22 protein-coding genes are annotated in these 19,731 nt (G+C 57.9%); 8 read left to right on the top strand and 14 right to left on the bottom strand.

Features of this window, described 5'->3' with window-relative positions:
* Positions 1-13: 13 nt before the first annotated feature.
* Positions 14-1,003: an RluA family pseudouridine synthase gene (locus tag MTP43_RS05775; protein ID WP_212792474.1), complete on the top strand. Its 990-nt coding sequence runs from the start codon at positions 14-16 to the stop codon at positions 1,001-1,003.
* 72 nt (positions 1,004-1,075) lie between these two features.
* Here MTP43_RS05775 and MTP43_RS05770 read toward each other — a convergent pair whose 3' ends face one another.
* Positions 1,076-2,443 (bottom strand): sensor histidine kinase, encoded by a 1,368-nt coding sequence (locus MTP43_RS05770; RefSeq protein WP_249235151.1) that lies wholly within the window; start codon positions 2,441-2,443, stop codon positions 1,076-1,078.
* Positions 2,440-3,159 (bottom strand): response regulator transcription factor, encoded by a 720-nt coding sequence (locus tag MTP43_RS05765; protein WP_113621247.1) that lies wholly within the window; start codon positions 3,157-3,159, stop codon positions 2,440-2,442. The genes MTP43_RS05770 and MTP43_RS05765 overlap by 4 nt, the downstream gene beginning before the upstream one ends.
* Before the next feature lie 165 nt (positions 3,160-3,324).
* Between MTP43_RS05765 and MTP43_RS05760 the strand changes: the two genes are divergently transcribed.
* The 3 genes from MTP43_RS05760 to MTP43_RS05750 are packed head-to-tail and all read left to right on the top strand — an operon-like array spanning position 3,325 to position 5,741.
* Positions 3,325-4,251 carry an ABC transporter ATP-binding protein gene (locus MTP43_RS05760; RefSeq protein ID WP_113621248.1) on the top strand — a complete coding sequence of 309 codons (927 nt, stop codon included), beginning with the start codon at positions 3,325-3,327 and terminating at the stop codon, positions 4,249-4,251.
* Position 4,252: 1 nt separating this feature from the next.
* Entirely contained in the window at positions 4,253-5,002 is a 750-nt protein-coding gene (locus MTP43_RS05755) for an ABC transporter permease (RefSeq protein WP_015538226.1), read from the top strand.
* A 4-nt stretch (positions 5,003-5,006) separates the two neighbouring features.
* Entirely contained in the window at positions 5,007-5,741 is a 735-nt protein-coding gene (locus MTP43_RS05750) for an ABC transporter permease (RefSeq protein ID WP_113621249.1), read from the top strand.
* Positions 5,742-5,877: 136 nt separating this feature from the next.
* On the opposite strand, the gene atpC is transcribed toward MTP43_RS05750, so the two are convergent.
* The 8 genes from atpC to MTP43_RS05710 all read right to left on the bottom strand — a co-directional run bounded on the left by atpC (position 5,878) and on the right by MTP43_RS05710 (position 12,869).
* Positions 5,878-6,285, bottom strand: coding sequence for an ATP synthase F1 subunit epsilon (gene atpC, locus MTP43_RS05745; RefSeq protein ID WP_005922235.1), 408 nt, complete (start codon positions 6,283-6,285; stop codon positions 5,878-5,880).
* Positions 6,285-7,697, bottom strand: a complete 1,413-nt coding sequence (gene atpD / locus MTP43_RS05740; protein ID WP_005922238.1) for a F0F1 ATP synthase subunit beta — start codon at positions 7,695-7,697, stop codon at positions 6,285-6,287. The genes atpC and atpD overlap by 1 nt, the downstream gene beginning before the upstream one ends.
* Positions 7,698-7,778: 81 nt before the next feature.
* On the bottom strand, positions 7,779-8,657 hold the full coding sequence (gene atpG / locus MTP43_RS05735) for an ATP synthase F1 subunit gamma (RefSeq protein ID WP_015538222.1): 879 nt from the start codon (positions 8,655-8,657) through the stop codon (positions 7,779-7,781).
* Positions 8,644-10,398, bottom strand: a complete 1,755-nt coding sequence (gene atpA / locus MTP43_RS05730; protein WP_005922243.1) for a F0F1 ATP synthase subunit alpha — start codon at positions 10,396-10,398, stop codon at positions 8,644-8,646. The genes atpG and atpA overlap by 14 nt, the downstream gene beginning before the upstream one ends.
* A complete protein-coding gene (locus MTP43_RS05725) occupies positions 10,388-10,879 on the bottom strand; it encodes an ATP synthase F0 subunit B (protein ID WP_113621251.1) in 492 nt (163 codons plus the stop codon). Before MTP43_RS05725 ends, atpA begins: the two co-directional genes overlap by 11 nt.
* A gap of 15 nt (positions 10,880-10,894) precedes the next feature.
* Complete coding sequence (gene atpE, locus MTP43_RS05720; RefSeq protein ID WP_005922245.1) at positions 10,895-11,122, bottom strand: ATP synthase F0 subunit C; 228 nt, start codon at positions 11,120-11,122, stop codon at positions 10,895-10,897.
* A 41-nt stretch (positions 11,123-11,163) separates the two neighbouring features.
* Complete coding sequence (locus tag MTP43_RS05715) at positions 11,164-11,847, bottom strand: F0F1 ATP synthase subunit A (protein ID WP_015538221.1); 684 nt, start codon at positions 11,845-11,847, stop codon at positions 11,164-11,166.
* A gap of 557 nt (positions 11,848-12,404) precedes the next feature.
* On the bottom strand, positions 12,405-12,869 hold the full coding sequence (locus MTP43_RS05710; RefSeq protein ID WP_113621252.1) for a DUF2798 domain-containing protein: 465 nt from the start codon (positions 12,867-12,869) through the stop codon (positions 12,405-12,407).
* Between the two features lie 1,071 nt (positions 12,870-13,940).
* Here MTP43_RS05710 and MTP43_RS05705 point away from each other — a divergent pair.
* The 4 genes from MTP43_RS05705 (at position 13,941) to MTP43_RS05690 (ending at position 15,204) form a co-directional block, all read left to right on the top strand.
* The gene (locus tag MTP43_RS05705; protein ID WP_113621253.1) at positions 13,941-14,258 is read left to right on the top strand and encodes a hypothetical protein; all 318 of its coding nucleotides are present in this window, start codon (positions 13,941-13,943) and stop codon (positions 14,256-14,258) included.
* A 25-nt stretch (positions 14,259-14,283) separates the two neighbouring features.
* Positions 14,284-14,595, top strand: coding sequence for a hypothetical protein (locus MTP43_RS05700; RefSeq protein ID WP_005922256.1), 312 nt, complete (start codon positions 14,284-14,286; stop codon positions 14,593-14,595).
* A gap of 10 nt (positions 14,596-14,605) precedes the next feature.
* Positions 14,606-14,827, top strand: coding sequence for a hypothetical protein (locus tag MTP43_RS05695; protein ID WP_113621254.1), 222 nt, complete (start codon positions 14,606-14,608; stop codon positions 14,825-14,827).
* A gap of 74 nt (positions 14,828-14,901) precedes the next feature.
* On the top strand, positions 14,902-15,204 hold the full coding sequence (locus tag MTP43_RS05690) for a Dabb family protein (RefSeq protein WP_113621255.1): 303 nt from the start codon (positions 14,902-14,904) through the stop codon (positions 15,202-15,204).
* Positions 15,205-15,315: 111 nt separating this feature from the next.
* Here MTP43_RS05690 and MTP43_RS05685 read toward each other — a convergent pair whose 3' ends face one another.
* The 4 genes from MTP43_RS05685 to metG all read right to left on the bottom strand — a co-directional run bounded on the left by MTP43_RS05685 (position 15,316) and on the right by metG (position 19,421).
* Positions 15,316-15,549 carry a hypothetical protein gene (locus tag MTP43_RS05685; RefSeq protein ID WP_005922262.1) on the bottom strand — a complete coding sequence of 78 codons (234 nt, stop codon included), beginning with the start codon at positions 15,547-15,549 and terminating at the stop codon, positions 15,316-15,318.
* Positions 15,550-15,639: 90 nt separating this feature from the next.
* Entirely contained in the window at positions 15,640-16,455 is an 816-nt protein-coding gene (locus tag MTP43_RS05680; RefSeq protein ID WP_097786050.1) for a TatD family hydrolase, read from the bottom strand.
* The gene (locus MTP43_RS05675; RefSeq protein ID WP_097786049.1) at positions 16,452-17,411 is read right to left on the bottom strand and encodes a DMT family transporter; all 960 of its coding nucleotides are present in this window, start codon (positions 17,409-17,411) and stop codon (positions 16,452-16,454) included. Before MTP43_RS05675 ends, MTP43_RS05680 begins: the two co-directional genes overlap by 4 nt.
* A gap of 12 nt (positions 17,412-17,423) precedes the next feature.
* On the bottom strand, positions 17,424-19,421 hold the full coding sequence (gene metG / locus MTP43_RS05670; RefSeq protein WP_015538213.1) for a methionine--tRNA ligase: 1,998 nt from the start codon (positions 19,419-19,421) through the stop codon (positions 17,424-17,426).
* Between the last annotated feature and the right edge of the window lie 310 nt (positions 19,422-19,731).

The raw sequence follows: 19,731 nt of genomic DNA, 5'->3' as shown, positions 1-19,731 counted from the left end.
TGAGGATAGCTTTATGAAACAATTTACTGCCACCGCCAACGATGACGGCGTGCGTCTTTCGCGCTTTGTGCAGAGCGTGACCCGCGATTTTCCCACCAGCCTGCTGTACAAGAGTTTCCGCAACAAGCGGGTGAAGGTGAACGGCAAAAAGGCCGCACCGGAGTACCGTTTGCAGGCGGGAGACCTGATCGAGTTGTACATCAACGACGAGTTCTTCCCTCCCGAGGGCGCAAAGCCGGTGCAGAAGGCTGCCCCCAAAAAGCAGCCCAATCAGCCCAAGGTGACGGTCATCTACGAGGACGAGAACCTTGCGGTGCTGTACAAGCCTACCCATCTGCTGTGCCACAGCGACCGCACCGGCGATGCCAATCTGGTGGATGCCTTTACCCAGTACCTGACCCAGAAGGGCGAATACGATCCCCACGGCGAGAACCGCTTCAAGCCCGGCATCTGCAACCGGCTGGACCGCGGCACCGAAGGGCTGGTGATCGCCGCCAAGAACTACGCCGCCCTGCGGGACATGAACGAGATCATCCGCACCGATCTGCTGAAAAAGGAGTACTACACCATCACGGTGGGCATTCCCCAGTCCGGGCGGTTCACCGCATGGTGGGAGCACGACGAGAAGAACAACAAGGTCAGCATCCACGCCCATCAATCGCAGGACGAACGCCGCAAGCAGATCATTACGGACGTGGACGTGCTGCGCACCGCAGGCCCCTTTGCCCTGTGCAAGATCGGCCTTGTCACCGGGCGCACCCACCAGATCCGTGCCCATCTGGCCTATCTGGGCAAGCCGGTGCTGGGCGATATCAAATACGGCAATCGCAAAATGAACGAGCGTACCGGCACCAAGACGCAGGCGCTGTGCGCGGTACGCATCAGCTTTCTGGATGTGCCGGAGGAAAACACCCTGCACTACCTCTCCGGCAAGGTCATCAAGCTGAAAGACCCCCAGATCCTGCAGCAGTTTGATGCACTGGATAAAAGCAAAAACGCATAACAATAAGACCGCTGTTTGCTACAACTGCAAGCAGCGGTCTGTTTTTTGCGCTATTTTCTTTTTTTGCCCCGTTCACACCCGGACGGGCAGCCAGACCGTTGTTTTTGCCCCGCAGGGGGTGTTCTGCCCGAACACTGCCATGCCGCCATGGGCGGCGGCGATCTGCTGCACTACATACAGGCCAAGGATATGGGGCGCATTTTCGGCAGGCTCCGCAGCGTTCAGTGCCACCAGAACGGCAGCCGGATAGCCAATACCGTCATCTGCCACGGTCAGGCAGAAGCGCTCTCCTACCTGCCGGGTGTGCACGGTAATGTTCACCGGCTTTGGGTTATGCCGGACGCTGTTGTTCAGCAGATTTTCCAGCAGCCGTGCCAGCAGCGCCTCATCCACCGAAAGCACGGTCTGCTCTGCCGGTTCTTCCTGTTCCAGTGTGATCTCGCAGCGCTCTGCCAGTGGGCTTTCGCAGAACTGCGCCACCAGCTGCCGGAACAGCGGCCCTGCCCGGAGGTCTTTCCGGCGCAGGGGTTGGGCACCGTATTCCAGCTTACTGGTCAGGTTCAGGTCATCAATGAGGGTGCGGAGCTTTTCGCACTGGGTGCGGATGCCGGTCGCTTTCTGCCGGGAGCTGTCCGGCAAAAGCGTATCCTGTTCCAACTGCTCCGCCCAGCCTAAGATCAGAGCCAGCGGGGTACGCACGTCATGGCTGACCCCTGCAATCCACTGGGTGCGGGCGTTGTCCCGCCGGGAAAGCATCTCATTTTTGGCTTGCAGCTGCGCCCCGGTCTGGTTCAGCTTTTCTGCCAGCTCCCCGGCAAAACCGTCGGTAGGCAGCCGAACGGTCTGCCCCTGCGCCAGAACATCCAGACCGTTTGCCACGGTCTCCAGCCGCTTTGCCCCCCGCCAGCTCAACCAGAAGCAGAGAACCAGACCCAGCAGCAGCATTCCCAGCGCTGCTGCCGGGAGCACCCGCACCATGCTCAGGACAAAGTCCGGTGAGCTGTAAATGCTGTACTTCCACAGGCTCCCCTTTGGCAGCCCGATGACGAACAGTCCGTAGGGTTCTGTCCAGCAGAACACCGGGTAATCCGCCAGATACCAGCGGGCAAATTTGGCGATATCGCCGGGAGTGTAGGCATGGTTCAGATCCTGCGGCAGGCCGTAGCTCCAGCGGATGTTTCCCACATCGTCCAGTACCATCGCCCATTCGTAGCCATTCATCCACTCCTGCGGGGTGCATTCTGCCCCAAAGGCAAGCCCTTCGGCTGTCTCCACCATAGAATCCGCGATCTCGCTGGATGAATACTCCCGCTGCGGCAGGCGGCAGCCCTCGTGCCAACCCAGCCAGCCCAGCACTGCAACACCGGAAAACAGCAGCAGCAGAACGATGCCCACCGCCGCCAGCACATACCGCCGGATCAGGCGCACAAAGGTTTTCATGCTTCTTCCCCCTTTGTCAGCTTATAGCCAATGCCCCGCACCGTCCGCAGAAACTGCGGCGCACCGGGTTCAGCTTCCAGCTTCTCCCGCAGATGCCGGATATGTACCCCCAGACTGTTCTCGTAGCCATAGTAATCTGCGCCCCAGACCGCCGCACAAAGGGCATCATAGGTAACGATGTGTCCCCGGTTCTCTGCCAATTTCCGCAGCAGCGCCAGCTCGGTAGCGGTCAGCGCCAGTGTTTTGCCCTCTGGCAGGGTAACAATAGCATCATTCAGGTCTACGCACCGCTCCCCCAGCTGCAAAGGTGCCGGTTTTGTACGGGACAGCTCTGCCCGGTACGCCCGCTGCAAAATATGCTGCACCCGCAGCAGCAGTTCCTGCATCAGAAAAGGCTTGGTCAGGTAGTCATCTGCGCCAAGCCCCAGCCCGAACAGACGGTCGGCATCCGCGTCCCGTGCAGAGAGGAACAATGCCGGGACATCCGCTTTTGCCCGCAGCGCCCGGAACAGCGAAAATCCATCCCCATCCGGCAAGTTGATATCCAGGATCATCAGCTCCGGCTGTTCCGCCGCAAAGCAGGCGCGGGCAGCGGCGCAGCTTTGGGCAGTTCTGATATGGCCATATCCTGCGCCCCGCAGCTGCTCACATAGCAGTGCCAGCAGCTCGGCGTTGTCATCCACGATGAGAAGCTTTGCATCATAAATGGTATCCATAAGGGCAGTTCTCCTTTCCCGCCTTTACTATACCACACTTTTTGCGCCGCAGCGGAAAACACCTGCAAATTTAAGGGGAAATTAAGCTGCGCTTCCGGTCAGTTTAAGGCAGCGGGTGTATTCTGGCATCGTTCCGAAAACCATGAATGCGAAAGGAGACCATTTATGAAACCTGTGATCGAGACCCATGCCCTTTGCAAAAGCTACCATAGCCGTCCGGTGGTGGATCATTTGAACCTGACTGTCCCGGAGGGCTGTGTTTACGGCTTTTTAGGCCCCAACGGTGCGGGCAAATCCACCACTATGAAGATGCTGCTGGGGCTTGTACACCCCACTGGTGGCAGTGTGGAACTGCTGGGGCACACCCTGAACGAAGCAAACCGCATTGCCCTGCTGCGGCAGACCGGCAGCCTGATCGAATCTCCCTCCGGTTACCTGCACCTGACCGCCCGGGAAAACCTTTCCATCGTGGCCGACTTGAAAGACGTGGACCGGAAGGACATCAGCCGGGTGCTGGAGATCGTGCACCTGACCAAAGACGCTGACCGGAAGGTGGGGCAGTATTCCCTTGGCATGAAGCAGCGGCTGGGCATTGCCATGGCGCTGCTGGGCAGCCCCAAACTGCTAATTTTAGATGAACCCACCAACGGTCTGGACCCGGCGGGCATTCAGGAGATGCGCAGTCTGATTGCTTCCATGCCGCAGACCACCGGAGCCACCGTGCTGATCTCCAGCCACCTGCTGGGCGAGATCGAGCAGATGGTGGATCAGGTGGGCATCCTGAACCACGGCAAACTGCTGTTCGAGGGTTCTCTGCAGCAACTGCAAAAGCACAGCCGGGGCGGCATTCTGCTGCGGGTGCTGGATGCACCCAAAGCCGCAGCCGTCCTGCAGCAGCAGGGAGTAAAAGCCGCTGCACCGGCAGACCAGCCGGACACCCTGCAGCTGCCCCCGCTGCCGGACGAAGCGCTGGCGGCACTGGTCTGCACCCTTGCCGAAAGCGGCGTGGGTGTGGTGGGTCTGACTGCGCAGACAAAGAGCCTTGAGGACATCTTCCTCAGCCTGACCCAGACCAGCGGGGAGGTGGCGTAAGATGGCAGCTTTCCGTGCAGAACTGCAAAAAGCCCACCGTCGGCACGACCTTGCTCTCTGCCTGTTCATCCCCGGCATTGTTGTGCTATGGGTGGGCGGCCTTGCCCCAGCTGACCCGGAGGAGCTCGCCAACGGTTACAGCGCCCTGCTTTACAGCCTGCCCGTCATTGAAGCCATTCTGATGCCGGTGATGATGGCAGTGCTGGCCTCCCGGCTGTGGGATATGGAGATCAAAGGCAACACCGCAAAGCTGCTCTACACCCTGCAGAGCCGCCGCAGCCTGTTTGCAGGCAAAGCGGTCTTTGGGGTGCTGGAAGTTCTTCTGGTCACGGTGCTGGAGCTGGCCTGCGTTCCGGTGCTGGGGCGCGTTCATGGTTATACCGAAGCCTTTCCCACTGGGCAGCTGGTCTACCTATTCATCTGCACGCTGGCGGTGGACACAATGCTCTTCTTTGGAGAATTTCTGCTGATGCTGTGGGTGGGCAATCCCCTGCCGGCGCTCTGCGTGGGCATTGTAGGGGCGCTGGTGGGGCTGTTCTCTGCTTTTATGCCGCCGCTTGCCAGTTATTTTGTGCCCTTTGGGTACTACATTCCTCTGAGCGCCTACGAAGTGGCGAACTGGGACCAGGCCACCCACACCGTCACCTACGGCACCCGCCCCTTCAACTGGGGGCTGCTGGCTTTCACCCTTGCGCTGGGCGCTGTGCTGTTTGCCCTTGCGTGGCGCAAGGTACAGGACGAGGAGGTATAAAACCATGCTGAAACGCTGTATTCTTGCGGAGAACCGCAAACTCCACGCATCCCCCATCTGGGCAATGTTCTTTGTGCTGCCCATTCTTTCGGCCACCTATGGCACCTTCAATTATCTGCAAAATCTTGAGATCCTCACCGACGGCTGGTATAGCCTGTGGACCCAGCACACCCTGTTTTATTCCATGCTCTTCTTCCCTGCCATGGTAGCCACCTATGCTGCCTACTTGTGGCGGCTGGAACATCTGGGGCACAACTGGAACCTTATCATGGCAAGCCCCGTACCGCCGCTGGCCCTGTTTGCCGCAAAGTTTGCGGTGGTGACAAAGCTGGCGCTGCTGACCCACGGCTTTGTGTTCGCGCTGTTCGTGTTCTGCGGCAAGGTATTTGCCCACCTGCCCGGGCTGCCGCCGGTCACCTTACCTCTGTTTTTACTGCGGGGACTGCTGGGTGCGTTGGCTGTCATTGCCGCACAGCTGGTGCTGGCCATGGTCATCCGCAGCTTTGCCGTGCCCATTTTTCTGGGGCTGCTGGGCGGCATTACCGGCATCTTTATCAGCTCCAAGGGTCATGGGCTGTTGTGGCCCTATTCCCTGATGCAGCTTGGTATGAACTCCAACAAAAGTGCGGATGCTCTGGCTGGCAGCTACGGGCTGTTTGCCTTCAGCTGCATCTTCTGGCTGGGGACAATGTTCCTTCTGGCATGGCTGCTTTTACGCCGGGAGGATGTGCGGGCATAAGGCACGGCAGTGCGCATGACGATTCCAAAAAATGACTCTGTGACACAATTTTCGCATCGCTGACAGACAGAAAAAACCTCCCCATGCAGTTGTCCTGCACGGGGAGGTTTTGTTATATGGGAATAGGGATGCTGCCTTAACGCTTATACTTTGCGGCGGTCTGCAAACGCTGCATGGCACGATCCAGCGCAATCTTGCTCTGGTAATACTCGTGCATACTCTGCTTATGCTGCAAGCGTTCCTCGGCGCGGATGCGGGCGGCTTCGGCACGATTCTTGTCGATGTCCTCCGGGTTCTCGGCGCTGTCCACCAGCACCATCACATAGGCGGGGGTCACCTCGGCAATGCCGTCACCCACCAGCACATCCCGGGCTTTGCCGTCCACCACAAAGTGGAGGATGCCCATGTGCAGCGCCACCAGCACCGGGTTATGCCCGGCCTGTACGCCGTAGATGCCATCGCTGATGGGCAGGGTCAGATCCTCGCAGTCACCCTGATAGAACTCACCGCTGGACGCTGTGATGCTCAGCATGAACTTGTTCATCAGACGGCACCGCCCTTTTCCTCAGCCAGCTTCTTTTCTGCCTTTTCGCGTGCTTCTTCCAGCGTACCTACGTTGAAGAATGCCCACTCCGGCAGATCATCGGCCTTGCCGTCCACAATGGCGGCAAAACTGCGCACCGTATCCTTCAGGGGCACATACTTGCCCTTGAGGCCGGTAAAGTTCTCGGCCACGGCAAAGGGCTGGGACAAGAATTTTTGCAGCTTGCGGGCGCGCATGACGGTCAGCTTGTCGTTTTCGTCCAGCTCGTCCATGCCCAGAATGGCAATGATGTCCTGCAGCTCCTGATAGCGCTGCAGAATGGACTGCACCTTGCGGGCCACGCGGTAGTGCTCCTCGCCCACGATGTCTGCTTCCAGAATGCGGGAGGTGGAAGCCAGCGGGTCCACAGCCGGGTAGATGCCCTGCTCCACGATCTTACGGGACAGCACGGTGGTGGCGTCCAGATGGGCAAAGGTGGTGGCAGGAGCGGGGTCGGTCAGGTCGTCGGCAGGCACATAGACGGCCTGCACCGAGGTGATGGAGCCGTCCTTAGTGGAGGTGATGCGCTCCTGCAGAGCGCCCAGCTCGTTGGCCAGCGTGGGCTGGTAGCCCACGGCAGAGGGCATACGGCCCATCAGGGCAGAGACCTCACTGCCGGCCTGCACGAAACGGAAGATGTTATCAATGAACAGCAACACGTCCTTGTGGGTTTCCTCACGGAAGTACTCTGCCATGGTCAGGCCGGTCTCGGCCACGCGCATACGAGCTCCCGGGGGCTCGTTCATCTGGCCAAAGACCAGTGCGGTCTTGTCCAGCACGCCGGAGGCGTTCATCTCGCCCCACAGGTCGCAGCCCTCGCGGGAGCGCTCGCCTACGCCGGTGAAGATGGAGTAGCCGCCGTGCTCGGTGGCCACGTTATGGATCAGCTCCTGGATCAGCACGGTCTTGCCCACACCGGCACCGCCGAACAGGCCGATCTTGCCGCCCTTGGCGTAAGGTGCCAGCAGGTCGATGACCTTGATGCCGGTCTCCAGAATCTCAGTTGCGGGCTTCTGCTCTGCAAAGCCGGGTGCCTTGCGGTGGATGGGCCAGTGCGGCAGCTCGTCCACAGCACCCTTGCCGTCAATGGGGCGGCCCAGCGGGTCGAACATACGGCCCAGTGTGCCCTCGCCCACAGGGGCGGTCAGGCCGTGGCCGGTAGCTTCCACCGGCATTCCCTTGCCCAGACCCTCGCTGGCAGAAAGCATGATGCAGCGCACCGTGGTCTCGTTGACGTGCTGCGTCACCTCCATGGTGCGCTCGGTGCCCTCTGCGGTCACGGTAAGCGCCTCCTGCAGGGCAGGCAGCCTGCCGGCGGTGAACTGCACATCCACCACGGGGCCTGCTACGCGAATAATAGTTCCCTGTATCATTTGGATTGCCTCTTGTCAAATCTTGTTTATCCAACGAACCCTCTCAGCCATCGCTGCGCGATGCCAGAGAAAGTTCCTTTATTATGTCCGATCCTGCACGGCAGCCGCGCCGCCGATGATCTCGGTGATCTCCTGCGTGATGGAGCCCTGACGGGTGCGGTTGTATTCCAGCTGCAAGTCCCGGATCATGTCATTGGCGCTCTTGGTTGCAGAATCCATGGCGGTCATGCGGGCGCTCTGCTCGGCGCAGAAGCTCTCGGTCATGGCACCAAAGATCATGCCGTGCATATAGATGGGTGCGATCTGCTCGAACACCGTCCATGCGTCCGGCACCAGTTCCACCTCGCCCTTGGGGTCGCCCAGACCCTTGGGAGCAGGCTGCAAAAACCGCCGGTCCAGCGGCAGCAGACGCTCCATGACAGGCTCGCTGGTAAGGGCGTTCTGGATCTTGGTGTAGACGATGTAGATCTCGTCCAGCTTGCCGGACTTGAAATCATCAATGGCGTCTACCGTGATGTCGCGGGCACGCTGCAGGGTAGGTGCGGTAGCGCTGTAACGGAACTCCTCTACAAGGCGGGGGTCCCGGTGGCGCAGGGCGCGGTAGCCCACCTGACCGATGACATAAAAGCGGTCGTTGGGGTCTGCGTGCTCCCGCAAAAACTTGAGCAGGTTCTGGTTATAAGCACCTGCCATGCCCTTATCGGCAGTAAGCACCAGATACGCCCGCCGGGGGTTTTCCAGATTCCGCTCGTGGAAGAAGGGGTGCTCCGGCTCCTCCGGCAGATGCGGCACAACACGGGAGATGGTATCCCGCATACGGTTAAAGTATGGGGACACATTCTGGTAGTTCTGCCGTGCCTTGCGCAGCTTGGACGAAGAGATCAGGTACATGGCATTGGTGATCTTCATGGTATCCTGAATGCTCTCGATGCGCTCCTTCAGCAGCTTACTGGACGACATGGTCATTGCCTCCCGCATAAGCTTTCCAAGCGTTCAGGATGGCATCCACCCGGTCGGGCTCCAACTTGCCGTCGGCATCGATCTTCTGCATGGTGCCGGAGACGTCTGCACGGAACTGCCGCACAAAGGCAGCGGTCTTTTCCCGCTGCTCTGCGGTGGGCAGGGTGTCCAGCAAGCCATGAGAGGCCAGCACCAGAATGACCACCTGCTCGGCGTCGGACTTAGGCTGGCACAGCGGCTGCTTGAGCATTTCCATCAGTGCCTTGCCGTGCTCCAGCTGACGGCGGGTCTCGGCGTCCAGATCGGAGCTGAACTGTGCAAAGGATTCCATCTCCTTATACTGTGCCAGCTCGATACGCAGGTTTGCGTTGGCCTTTTTCATGGCCTTGGTCTGGGCAGCGCCGCCCACACGGGAAACCGACAGACCCACGTTGACAGCCGGGCGGTTGCCGGCGTTGAACAGGGCGCTCTCCAGGAAGATCTGACCATCGGTGATGGAGATGACGTTGGTGGGGATGTAGGCCGAAACATCGCCGGCCTGCGTCTCTACGATGGGCAGTGCGGTGATAGAGCCGCCGCCCAGATCATCCCGCATACGGCAGGAGCGCTCCAGCAGACGGGAGTGCAGATAGAACACATCGCCGGGGTAAGCTTCACGGCCCGGGGAGCGGCGCAGCAGCAGCGAGATGGCACGGTAAGCCACCGCGTGCTTGGACAGGTCATCGTAAACGATGAGCACGCTCTTGCCCTTGGCCATGAAGTACTCGGCCAGTGCAGTGCCCGCATAGGGGGCAATGTACTGCAGCGGGGCAGAATCCGACGCAGTAGCTGCCACGATGGTGGTATAGCTCATAGCGCCATGCTTTTTCAGATCCTCTGCCACGCGGGCGATGGAGGAAGCCTTCTGACCGATGGCCACATAGATGCACAGCACATCCTTGTCCTTCTGGTTCAGGATGGCATCAGTGGCAATAGAAGTCTTGCCGGTCTGGCGGTCGCCGATGATCAGCTCACGCTGACCGCGGCCGATGGGGAACATAGAGTCGATGGCCAGAATACCGGTGTGCAGCGGGGTGTCCACGCTCTGGCGTTCCAGAATACTGGGTGCCTGCTTCTCAATGGGGTTGTAGCCCTCGGCCTCGATGGGGCCTTTGCCGTCGATGGGCTCGCCCAGCGGGCTGATGACACGGCCCAGAAAAGCATCACCCACCGGGATACCGGCGCGCTTGCCGCTGCGGGTGACCATAGTGCCCACACCAACGGTCTCGGCACCATCGAACAGCATAACGCCCAGCTGCTCCGGCTCCACGCTTTCCACCATACCCTTGGCACCGTTTTCAAAGGTGACGATCTCGCCGTACACAGCGCGATTCATGCCGTCAATGTGCACAATGCCATCGGCGGAGGAGATGACCACACCGCCCTCTGCGGAGGTCTCTGCGGGCTTGTAGTCCTCGATGCGGGTCTTGAGGGTAGCCAGCGAGGGCTTGCCCTCCATCATTTTGTCCAGCTGATGACGGCCGGAATTGTCGAACACGCGGTCGCCCACCTGCAGGACATAACCGGAAAGCAGGCTCTCGTCCACGGTGATGTTCAGGATGACTTCCGTGGCGTCATACAGCTTTTTGATCTCCGACTTGATGCGGTCCAGATCTTTTTCGCGGAGTTTATGGGCGCAGCGCAGGCTGGCCTTGACGATGCGGTTATCCGCAAAAAATTCACGACTGAATTCAGTTGCCATTGCCTGCACCTGCTTTCTGCAGCAGATCGTCCAGCAGCTGATCATCATCCTGGGCGGTCAAATTATGTTTCAAAAGCTTTTCGCACATGGAGCGTGCCAGTGCCGTAGCCTGTGCATCTGCTTCCCGCAGCTTGTTCTGGCGCTCAATCTCCACAGCGGCCTTACCGGCAGCCACGATCTCGTCGGCCTGCTTCTGCGCGTCGGCCAGCAGCTGCTGCTTTTCCACCTCGGCCTGCTTTTCGTAGGCTTCGCGGCGGGCTGCGGCTTCGTTGTCCACATTACGCAGCTTGTCCTGCGCGGTCGTAAGTGCTGCGGCGGCCTCGGTCTTGGAGGTCTTTGCCGCTGCAATATCTGCCTCGATCATCTTCTGGCGCTGATCCAGCACGTTCTGGATGGGCTTGAACAAAAACTTGCGCAGCAGCACATACAGGATCAGGACATCCACCACGGTCCACAGCAGGTTCAAATCCAACTTCAGCATTCGTCCACGCCTCCGTTACTGGCCCAGGAACAGGATGATCAGCAGTGCAACGACGAAGCCGAAAATTGCGGTACCCTCTGCCAGAGCAGCGCCCAGCAGCAGGTTCGTCTGGATCTTACCGGAAGCTTCCGGCTGGCGGGAGATAGCCTCCGTTGCCTTACCCGTTGCAATACCAATGCCAATACCGCCGCCAATGCCGGTCAGCGCTGCAATGCCAGCGCCCAGAGCTACCAAACCACTCATAGTTCTATCTCCTTTGTAATTACAGTTTTAAAATTTGTTGTTTATTCCTCGCCGCCGATGCTCTCTTTCATGAACAGTGCGGTCAGGAACACGAAAACATAGGTCTGGATCAGACCATCGAACAGGTCAAAATACAAGCTGAACACCGCCGGGACGAACACCGGCACCACCAGCTTGAGCAGTTCCATAATAACGAACGCGCCCAGCACGTTGCCGAACAGTCGCATACACAGACTGGTGGGGCGAATGGCGATCTCGAGGATGTTCATGGGGGTCATGATGGGGGTAGGGGCTGCAAGGCTCTTGAGAAAGCCCGCGCCGCCCCGGGCGCGAACGCCTGCATACTCGATAAGCACGATGCTCATCAGTGCCAGCGCAGCGGTCACATCCAGATCCTTTGTGGGAGGCTTTACGCCGAACACACCGATCACGTTGGAGCAGGCAATGTACAGCGCCACGGTCATCAGATAAGGCACATAGCGGCTGCCCTCCTTGCCCAGCAACCCTTCAAAGAAGTTTTTGCCAAGGGAGTACAGCGCTTCCAGTGCTGCCTGACGCTTGCTGATGTGATCCACCTTCAGGTTGCGGGTAAGCAGGATGGAGCCCACCACCAGCAGCAGCATGATCACCCAGCTGATGACCACCGATTCCGGGATCTGCAGCGAGCCGACCTTGACATACTCCACGGTAAGCTCTTCCATCAGAGCCTGCGTCAATTTATTCATTTGCTTTTCCTCCTTCCTGCAGGGATAGGGGCTTGCGGGCGGGAGCCGGGTCTGCGGCAGTCCCACGGTCAAGGATCTGCCGCACACCTTTGCTCCGCGCCCCTTCACACCTTCTTATCACGCGAAGAAAAGACTGTGCACCGTGAAAAAAGCAAGGAAGGCGCTGCCCGAATGCTGTCTGCGCCCTCCCCTTTCTTTGTCGGTTTCGTCTTTTTTCGTTGTGTATAATAGTACGATTGCACAAAATTGGCAAGGGTATTTGTGCACATTCTACATTTTACCCGGTAGCATTGCACCGGCAAAACAAAACTGTTGTACACAGTGCACAGTTGAAGCATCCAAAAGTGTACGTTCTGTACAATTCATTTTGTTTTATCCAAGGCTTTGCAGGCGCATTCTTCCGGTTTTTGGAAATATTTCCGCAAAAATAGCCATACCGTATAGCTTTTATATATCAGGTATATAAAAAACGTATAGGTATCTTCCCCGGTATGTTTGGGCGGCATCTTATGTATATTTCTTATACATATTTATTATAGAATCGCAGCCAAACCGCCTTACGCGGCCTGCTTTTCCCCGCGGCGGAACACCAGCCGGAAGATGGCACGGACAAGCGGGCCGCAGTACAGCATCTGCCAGCCGAGTGCCATGGGCATATTGCAGCCCCAGGTGTGTACCCACATTCCAAAGCTCGGCTCCTTAAACAGCAGCGTTGCGACCAGGCTCATCACCGGGCACATGATGCACACGATCATCAGCGAGATGGCGTAGGTGATGAACTGCGGGCGGTCTGTGGGGCGCATAAACAGGAATGCCAGCTTAGTGGCCAGCTTTTCCACCACAAAAAATTCCAGCACAAAGGCCACCGGCACCATGATCGGCATTTCGTGCAGGGCCATAACAAAGGTGGCGTTGGTCACACCGCCGGTGTTCAGCGCCACATTGTAGACGATCATGCCATAGACCATGATAGCGGCCATGACAATGGTAAAGAAGATGCGTTCCGGTAAAGTTTTAGGCATTTTGATTGATTCTCCGTTTCTTTTTTATGCAAATTTTTGCCGCAAAAAAGCCGCCCCGCGAAACTTTCATCTCGCGGGGCGGCGGCGACTACCATTCATTGACGCTATTTTAGCACAAATAGAACCGGCGCATAATACCTTGCGGGCACTTTCTCCCCTTTTGTGAAAAATCCTTCACGAACGGCCCGGAACTTCTGGGCAATTTTTCCGCACCGCTGCAGGTTTTAACATTGCACAAAAACAAAATCTTTTCTTTGTGCGGTCTGCCAATAGACAAAACGTGCATCTTCCTGTATAATTAAGCCAGAAACCAGAGAAGTATAGCAGAAGCTCAAAAGAGAGTTACTCCCGCTGACTTTAAGAAGAAAGGAGCGAAGACCGATGGTTGATATGGAACCCGCACAGCAGGGACAGGCTGTCGGGGTTCGCTGAGAAGCAAAATAGAGGCTCACCACAAACGGGATGTTTCCCCCGTATAAAAACACAAAAACAGAGCCGGTCTTGAGCATCAATAATGCGATAACACGACAACCTGTCGATTCAATTCTTCCCCAGAGCGTTCAGATAGATCCGCTGGAGATGATTCTTATGAAAGTATCAATGATCCGGAGAACCTTATTTGAATAGCTAAGAAGGAGTTCTACCAATGTACTAAGTAAGACGCTTCCCTTGCAAATCTAACTCGAAAGAATGTGGTAATATGAAATTCATCCTCATGAACCGTTTGCCGCAGTCCAACAGTTGAGAAAAGGGTCAGTCCAATGTACAGTTGATTTTCATCCCCTTGCAGAGTACCTAAATTCTGAAGAAACGTTTCTAAGGAGAGTCACCCTATGAAACCCGTATTCCGAAAATGAGGTCACCAAGGAGAAGAGGCTTATGACTCCGAAGAAGTAAGTGTCCAGCCGGACGAGGGCTTGCAACCGCCTCGTCCGGCTGGTTTTGTTTTATGTTGTTTCAACAAATAGTTGATGCGCAATTTATGCAAAATTTACGCAGGAAGGTTGAATACCGTCCTTGTGTTTTCGCTCCCCTATGTTATAATATGGTAAAAGATGGGAGGTGTATTTTATGCAGCTGGCGTTTGGCTGGTACAACATCCTTGAGCTTTTGTTCTGCCTTGTGGCGCTGTGGATGGGCATCCGCGACCTGCAGGGCAAAGACCCGCCGATCCACACCTTTTTCAATCAATATGACAGCGACCCGGAATACCGCGCCATGTGGCAGAAGAAAAACGGCGTGTGGGAGATCTGCAATGCCATTATTTTTGCTTCCCTGCAGTTTCTGGGCAACTTCCCTACCTTGAGCAACTGGGCGCGCACCATTGCCCTTGTCGTTGATGCCATCTACCTGATCCTGTATGAAATCTGGGAGCACAGTGCGGACTGAGCCGCCGGGAGGTAAGTACAAATATATGAACCTGAACCTTTCCACTTCAGACTGGCTGAACGCTGCACTGGGCGTGCTATTTTTATACCGCGGCATCCGGGACTTGTACAATGGCACCGGCACCGGTTGGAGCAATGAGGACGAAAAGAACCACTTCCACAGACCCTTCGGCATCCTGTCGCTCCTTTGCGGTGCGCTTTGGCTGGTCAACATTTTTCTACCTAGAGTAGAGCCGCTGCACTCCATTTTAATGGTCGTGACGCTCGTGTTCTGCGTTGCTCTGCTGATCTCGCATCTGTGCTATACCCTGAGCAGGGACGACAAAAACAAAAAGTGAGGAGGTTTCTATGGAAGTCATCTGCGCAATTTTAGTCGCGCTTTTTGGCATCGGGTTCGGCATTTTTATGGCGCTGCAGCCGGAGGATGCCATTGCCTTGCATTCCCGCAGGCGGTACACGCAGGTGCCCGAGCCTACGGAAGAGTACATCCGACTGACCCGGCTGGAGGGCATCGTAGTTTCGGTGCTCTGTGCTGTGCTTTTGGTGGTGCTGCTGTTCGCACCCAAATAAGGCTTTGCAGCTTCCCTCTTGCGGATTTTTTCTCACCCTGTTACAATGAGAAAAAACGCAGGAGGTTTTTTGTTATGGTCAAGCACGTTATTCTCTGGCAGCTGAAGGACGAGCTGTCCGCCGAGGAAAAGGCCGCCGTCAAGGCTGGCATCAAGGAGGGGCTGGAAGGCCTTTCCGGCAAGATTCCGGGGCTTGTGGACATCCATGTCAACATTGATGCTCTCCCCTCCTCCAACGCCGACCTGATGCTGGACACCGCCTTTGAGAGCGCCGAGGCGCTCAAGGGCTACTCCACCCACCCGGCGCATGTGGCAGTGGCAAACAGCAAGGTGCGTCCCTACTACAAAAACCGCGTCTGTCTGGACTACGAAGTGTAATACGGCACATCTGCGGACGCTCCGGGATGCCATTTTATGGAATAAACTTACGCAAAAAGGGTCATTGCACGGTTTGTGCAATGACCCTTTTACTATCAGGCGATGCTGAACTTACTGAACGAACTCCACGGTGTACTCAAAGCCGTACTCTTCCTGCAGCTTCTTGACCTCGGGCTCGCAGTCCTCGATGAAGGTGGGAGCGTAAACAGAAGCGCCGTTGTGTGCCTTCTTGTAGTCCTCCACGATCTGCTGCAGCTTTGCCCAGCCCTCGTTGGCCTTGTTCTGGTCGATGCTGTCGGGGAAGTTGATGATGAACTCGCGGTGTTTGGGAATACGTGCCTTCATAATAGTGATCTCCTTATTCTTATCGTTTTCAATAAATCAGCTTTTTATTCAGAAGCGGAGCGCTTTGCCCCGCGACCTGCGGAAAAACGGTTACAGCCCGAACACCCGGCGGGCGTTTGCGGCGGTGGTGCGGAACACCTCTTCCGGCTCCAGTGCCTTGCGCTGGGCGATGTATGCGCCCACATAGCGGATGAGGGAGCTGTCGCAGCGGGTGCCGCGCACCGGCTCCGGTGCCATGTAGGGACAGTCAGTTTCCAGCACAATAGCGTCCAGCGGCAGGGCTTCGATAGCCTTGGCTGCGCGCTTGGCGCCGTTGAAGGTGCAGGCACCGCCAAAGCCAATGTACAACCCCTGCGCCGCCAGCTGCACGGCATCCTCGGCGCTGCCGGAATAGCAGTGCACGATGCCCTTGGGGCGGTACTTTTTAAGCAGGGCGTAGACGTCTGCGTGCGCCTGCCGGTCGTGCACGATGATGGGCTTGTCCAGTTCCAGCGCCAGCCGAATCTCGGCTTCAAACAGCGCCAGCTGGGCGTCCTTAGGCACAGGCCAGTGGTAGTCCAGCCCGCACTCGCCTACCGCTACCACCTTGGGGTCATCGTAGTAGGGCATCAGCGCCCGCATCTCAGCGGCCCAGTCGCCGCCGTACACCGACACCGTGGGCGCGGGGCCTTCCTCGCCGCAGTCGGCGGCGGGCAGCAGGCTTTCCGGGTGGATGCCAATGGCCGCCACCACCCATGGATAGCGGTGCGCCAGTTCCAGCACCCGGGGCGCATCCCCAGAGTGGGTGGCCTGCTCGCACACGCCTACCACGCCCTTGTCGGGCAGGCTGTCCAGCAGCGCAAAGCGGTCGGCATCAAAGGCGCGGGCACTGTAATGGGCGTGGGTGTCAAAAATAGGTCCGGTCATACCTTCTCCTTTTTGGCGGGGGCTTTGTTCACCAGCCAGATGCCCATGCACACGAACACCAGCGCCGCCAGATACTGCCAGCGGAACAGCGGTTCTCCGTTGAGCACGGCACTGAGCAGCACGTTGACCACCGGGTTGACGAAACCAAAGATGGCGATACGGCTGACCGGGTTATTTTTCATCAGCAGCGCCCACAGGATATAGCCTGCGCCGCAGATAAAGGCCAGATACAGCATGACCACCGCAGCCAGCGCACTTTGCACATGGAGACGACCGCCCATAACGGTGCCCAGCACAAACAGTGCCAGCCCACCCACAAACAGGTTCAGGAAGCAGACAGCAAAGCTGTCGGCCTTTTTGGTGACGGATTTGTTCCACGGGCCGGACAGGGTGAAGATGATGGTCGCTGCCATCATGCAGAACACGCCCCAGCCGCTGCCGCCGCCGTGGTTGCCAATCGTACCGATAAGCACTCCGGCAAAACCCACAGCGCAGCCCAGCGTTTTTGCCGGGGTCATGCGGTCCGCATTGCCATAGATAAAGTGGGCAAAGATGACGCCCAGAAAACTCTGGGTGCTGTTCAGGATGCCGCCAAACGCGCCGGTGAGCATGGCCACGGCGATATAGTAGAACGCATACTGTGCCGTGGTCTGCCACAGACCCAGCGCACAGCACTCGGCTGCTACCCTGCCCCGGGGCAGGCGGGGTGCTTTTCCCTGCAGCAGAATGCTGCCCAGCAGCACCAGCACGCTGCCCAGCATGAACCGCACCCCTGCAAAGCAGAAGATGGAGGCCGTGTTGCCGGAGTCGATGGAGAACAGGCGGTAGCCCAGCTTGATGAACGGAAAGGCCGAGCCCCACAGGACATTACAGAAAATAGCCAGCAGCACGGCGCACACCGGCGTGCCAAAGATCTTATCCAGCTTTGCCGCACGAACGGCTGTATTATCAGACATGATGCTCCTCACTTAGTGGATACGGCTGCCCACGGGGGTATCGTCGCCGTAGAAGGCAATGGAGCAGCCGCCGTCGGCGGTGTCGGCAGCGAAGATCATGCCCTCGCTGACGTACTTGCCCTTGAGCATGGGACGGGGTGCCAGATTGCACACAATGCCCAGCTTTTTGCCGATGAGATCCTCCGGCTTGAACCACTTGGCAATGCCGGACAGGATGCAGCGCTCCCGCTCGCCGTCAAAAACGGTGAGGTGCAGCAGCTTTTTGCTCTCCTTCAGGTTCTCACAGGCGCGCACCTCGGCCACGCGCAGCTCCACCTTGCAGAAGGTGTCAAAGTCGATCTCTTCCTCGTGGGTGAAGTCCACGGTGCTCTCCTCTGCGGGGGCGGCAGCCTTCTTCTCGGCTTCCTCCTTGGCTTTGTTGGCAGCAGCGGCAGCAGCCTTGCGCTTCTCGTCCTCTTCCTTCAGGTGGGCGATCTCCTTGGCCACGTCAATGCGGGGGAACAGTGCCTCGCCCTTGTGCACGGTATAGGTCTGCTGTGCACCGTAGGTGGTCTTGGTCAGATCCAGTGCAGAAGCGTCCAGACCCAGCTGCTCCATCATCTTGGGTGCAGTGGTGGGCAGGTAGGCGTTCAGCAGAATGCCGCACACGCGCAGTGCCTCGCACAGGTGGTACAGCACACTCTCCAGACGCTGCTTGTTGGCTTCGTCCTTTGCCAGGGCCCAGGGTGCAGTCTCGTCGATATACTTGTTGGCGCGCTGGATGACCGCAAAGATCTCCATCAGCGCCTGCGGAATGGTCAGATCGTCCATGTCGGCGGTGACCTTGGCGGTCAGCTCGTTGACCATGGTCTCCAGCTCGGTGTCGATGGCCTCGGTACCGGCCACATTATGCACGGTGCCGCCGAAGTACTTTTCGCACATGGCCACGGTGCGGCTGAGCAGGTTGCCCAAGTCGTTGGCCAGATCACTGTTGATGCGGTTGATCAGTGCCTCGTTGGTGAACATACCGTCGTTGCCGAAGGGGATCTCGCGCAGCAGGAAATAGCGGATGGCGTCCACGCCGTAGCGATCGCACAGGATAACGGGGTCTACCACGTTGCCCACAGACTTGGACATCTTGCCGCCGTTCATCAGCAGCCAGCCGTGGCCGAACACCCGCTTAGGCAGCGGCAGATCCAGTGCCATCAGCATGGCAGGCCACAGGATGGTGTGGAAACGCAGGATTTCCTTGCCCACCATGTGCAGGTCGGCCGGCCAGAACTTATCGTAATCGTGATAAGTCTCGTTGCCGTAGCCCAGTGCAGAGATATAGTTGCTCAGAGCGTCCACCCACACATACATGGTGTGCTTGGGGTCGAAGGGCACGGGGATGCCCCACTTGACCGAGGTACGGGACACGCAGGTATCCTGCAGGCCCTGCTTGATGAAGGCGATCATCTCGTTCTTGCGGCTCTCGGGCTGGATGAACTGGGGGTTCTCCTCGTAGAGCTTCAGCAGGCGGTCAGCGTACTTGCTGGTCTTGAAGAAGTAGGCTTCCTCGTGGGCATCGTAGACTTCGCGGCCGCAGTCCGGGCACTTGCCGTCCACCAGCTGGCTGTCGGTCCAGAAGCTCTCGCAGGGCTTGCAGTAGTGGCCGATGTACTCGCCCTTATAGATATCGCCCTGCTCGTACAGCTTGGTGAAGATCTTCTGGCAGCTTTCCATGTGGTAATCATCGGTGGTGCGGATAAAGCGGTCGTAGCTGACATCCAGCAGCTTCCACAGATCCTTGACGGTGGCCACGATCTTGTCCACATACTCTTTGGGGGTGACGCCGGCATCGGCAGCCTTATCCTGGATCTTCTGGCCGTGCTCATCGGTGCCGGTCAGGAACATGACGTCATAGCCCTGCATCCGCTTGAAACGGGCCAGCGCATCGCAGGCCACGGTGGTGTAGCTGTGGCCGATGTGCAGCTTATCGCTGGGGTAATAGATGGGGGTGGTGATATAAAATGTCTTGTGTTCGCTCATGGGGTTCTATCTTCCTTTCTTTTGGTTCTGCAGCTTCTCCTGCAAGCAAAAAGCGCTCCCGCCCTGCCGGGTATAACCGGACAAGGACGAGAGCGCTGAACCTTCGTGGTACCACCTTGCTTCGCTGCGCCCTTGCGGACGCAGCCTTTAGCCGACAAAAACCGGCCTTTGCGCGGTAACGGGCGCACCCCGTCGCAGACTCATTGTTCACCTGCGCGGCTCCAAGACCATCTTCGGCACCGCGCGGCCTGCCCGGTTCCATCCTTCGGGCTTTCTGTCAGGCGCAGACGGTGCGTACTCTTCTCTTCAC

It is taken from the genome of Faecalibacterium sp. IP-1-18 (assembly GCF_023347355.1).
In the GTDB taxonomy this organism is placed as follows: domain Bacteria; phylum Bacillota; class Clostridia; order Oscillospirales; family Ruminococcaceae; genus Faecalibacterium; species Faecalibacterium prausnitzii.
The sequence above is the reverse complement of the archived record's forward strand: the minus strand, read 5'-3'. Positions and strand labels throughout refer to the sequence as shown.

Excerpts from the sequence above, each read along its gene's own strand:
- MTP43_RS05775 (WP_212792474.1), top strand. The coding sequence starts at position 14 with ATGAAACAATTTACTGCCACCGCCAACGATGACGGCGTGCGTCTTTCG.
- MTP43_RS05770 (WP_249235151.1), bottom strand. The coding sequence starts at position 2,443 with ATGAAAACCTTTGTGCGCCTGATCCGGCGGTATGTGCTGGCGGCGGTG.
- MTP43_RS05765 (WP_113621247.1), bottom strand. The coding sequence starts at position 3,159 with ATGGATACCATTTATGATGCAAAGCTTCTCATCGTGGATGACAACGCC.
- MTP43_RS05760 (WP_113621248.1), top strand. The coding sequence starts at position 3,325 with ATGAAACCTGTGATCGAGACCCATGCCCTTTGCAAAAGCTACCATAGC.
- MTP43_RS05755 (WP_015538226.1), top strand. The coding sequence starts at position 4,253 with ATGGCAGCTTTCCGTGCAGAACTGCAAAAAGCCCACCGTCGGCACGAC.
- MTP43_RS05750 (WP_113621249.1), top strand. The coding sequence starts at position 5,007 with ATGCTGAAACGCTGTATTCTTGCGGAGAACCGCAAACTCCACGCATCC.
- atpC (WP_005922235.1), bottom strand. The coding sequence starts at position 6,285 with ATGAACAAGTTCATGCTGAGCATCACAGCGTCCAGCGGTGAGTTCTAT.
- atpD (WP_005922238.1), bottom strand. The coding sequence starts at position 7,697 with ATGATACAGGGAACTATTATTCGCGTAGCAGGCCCCGTGGTGGATGTG.
- atpG (WP_015538222.1), bottom strand. The coding sequence starts at position 8,657 with ATGTCGTCCAGTAAGCTGCTGAAGGAGCGCATCGAGAGCATTCAGGAT.
- atpA (WP_005922243.1), bottom strand. The coding sequence starts at position 10,398 with ATGGCAACTGAATTCAGTCGTGAATTTTTTGCGGATAACCGCATCGTC.
- MTP43_RS05725 (WP_113621251.1), bottom strand. The coding sequence starts at position 10,879 with ATGCTGAAGTTGGATTTGAACCTGCTGTGGACCGTGGTGGATGTCCTG.
- atpE (WP_005922245.1), bottom strand. The coding sequence starts at position 11,122 with ATGAGTGGTTTGGTAGCTCTGGGCGCTGGCATTGCAGCGCTGACCGGC.
- MTP43_RS05715 (WP_015538221.1), bottom strand. The coding sequence starts at position 11,847 with ATGAATAAATTGACGCAGGCTCTGATGGAAGAGCTTACCGTGGAGTAT.
- MTP43_RS05710 (WP_113621252.1), bottom strand. The coding sequence starts at position 12,869 with ATGCCTAAAACTTTACCGGAACGCATCTTCTTTACCATTGTCATGGCC.
- MTP43_RS05705 (WP_113621253.1), top strand. The coding sequence starts at position 13,941 with ATGCAGCTGGCGTTTGGCTGGTACAACATCCTTGAGCTTTTGTTCTGC.
- MTP43_RS05700 (WP_005922256.1), top strand. The coding sequence starts at position 14,284 with ATGAACCTGAACCTTTCCACTTCAGACTGGCTGAACGCTGCACTGGGC.
- MTP43_RS05695 (WP_113621254.1), top strand. The coding sequence starts at position 14,606 with ATGGAAGTCATCTGCGCAATTTTAGTCGCGCTTTTTGGCATCGGGTTC.
- MTP43_RS05690 (WP_113621255.1), top strand. The coding sequence starts at position 14,902 with ATGGTCAAGCACGTTATTCTCTGGCAGCTGAAGGACGAGCTGTCCGCC.
- MTP43_RS05685 (WP_005922262.1), bottom strand. The coding sequence starts at position 15,549 with ATGAAGGCACGTATTCCCAAACACCGCGAGTTCATCATCAACTTCCCC.
- MTP43_RS05680 (WP_097786050.1), bottom strand. The coding sequence starts at position 16,455 with ATGACCGGACCTATTTTTGACACCCACGCCCATTACAGTGCCCGCGCC.
- MTP43_RS05675 (WP_097786049.1), bottom strand. The coding sequence starts at position 17,411 with ATGTCTGATAATACAGCCGTTCGTGCGGCAAAGCTGGATAAGATCTTT.
- metG (WP_015538213.1), bottom strand. The coding sequence starts at position 19,421 with ATGAGCGAACACAAGACATTTTATATCACCACCCCCATCTATTACCCC.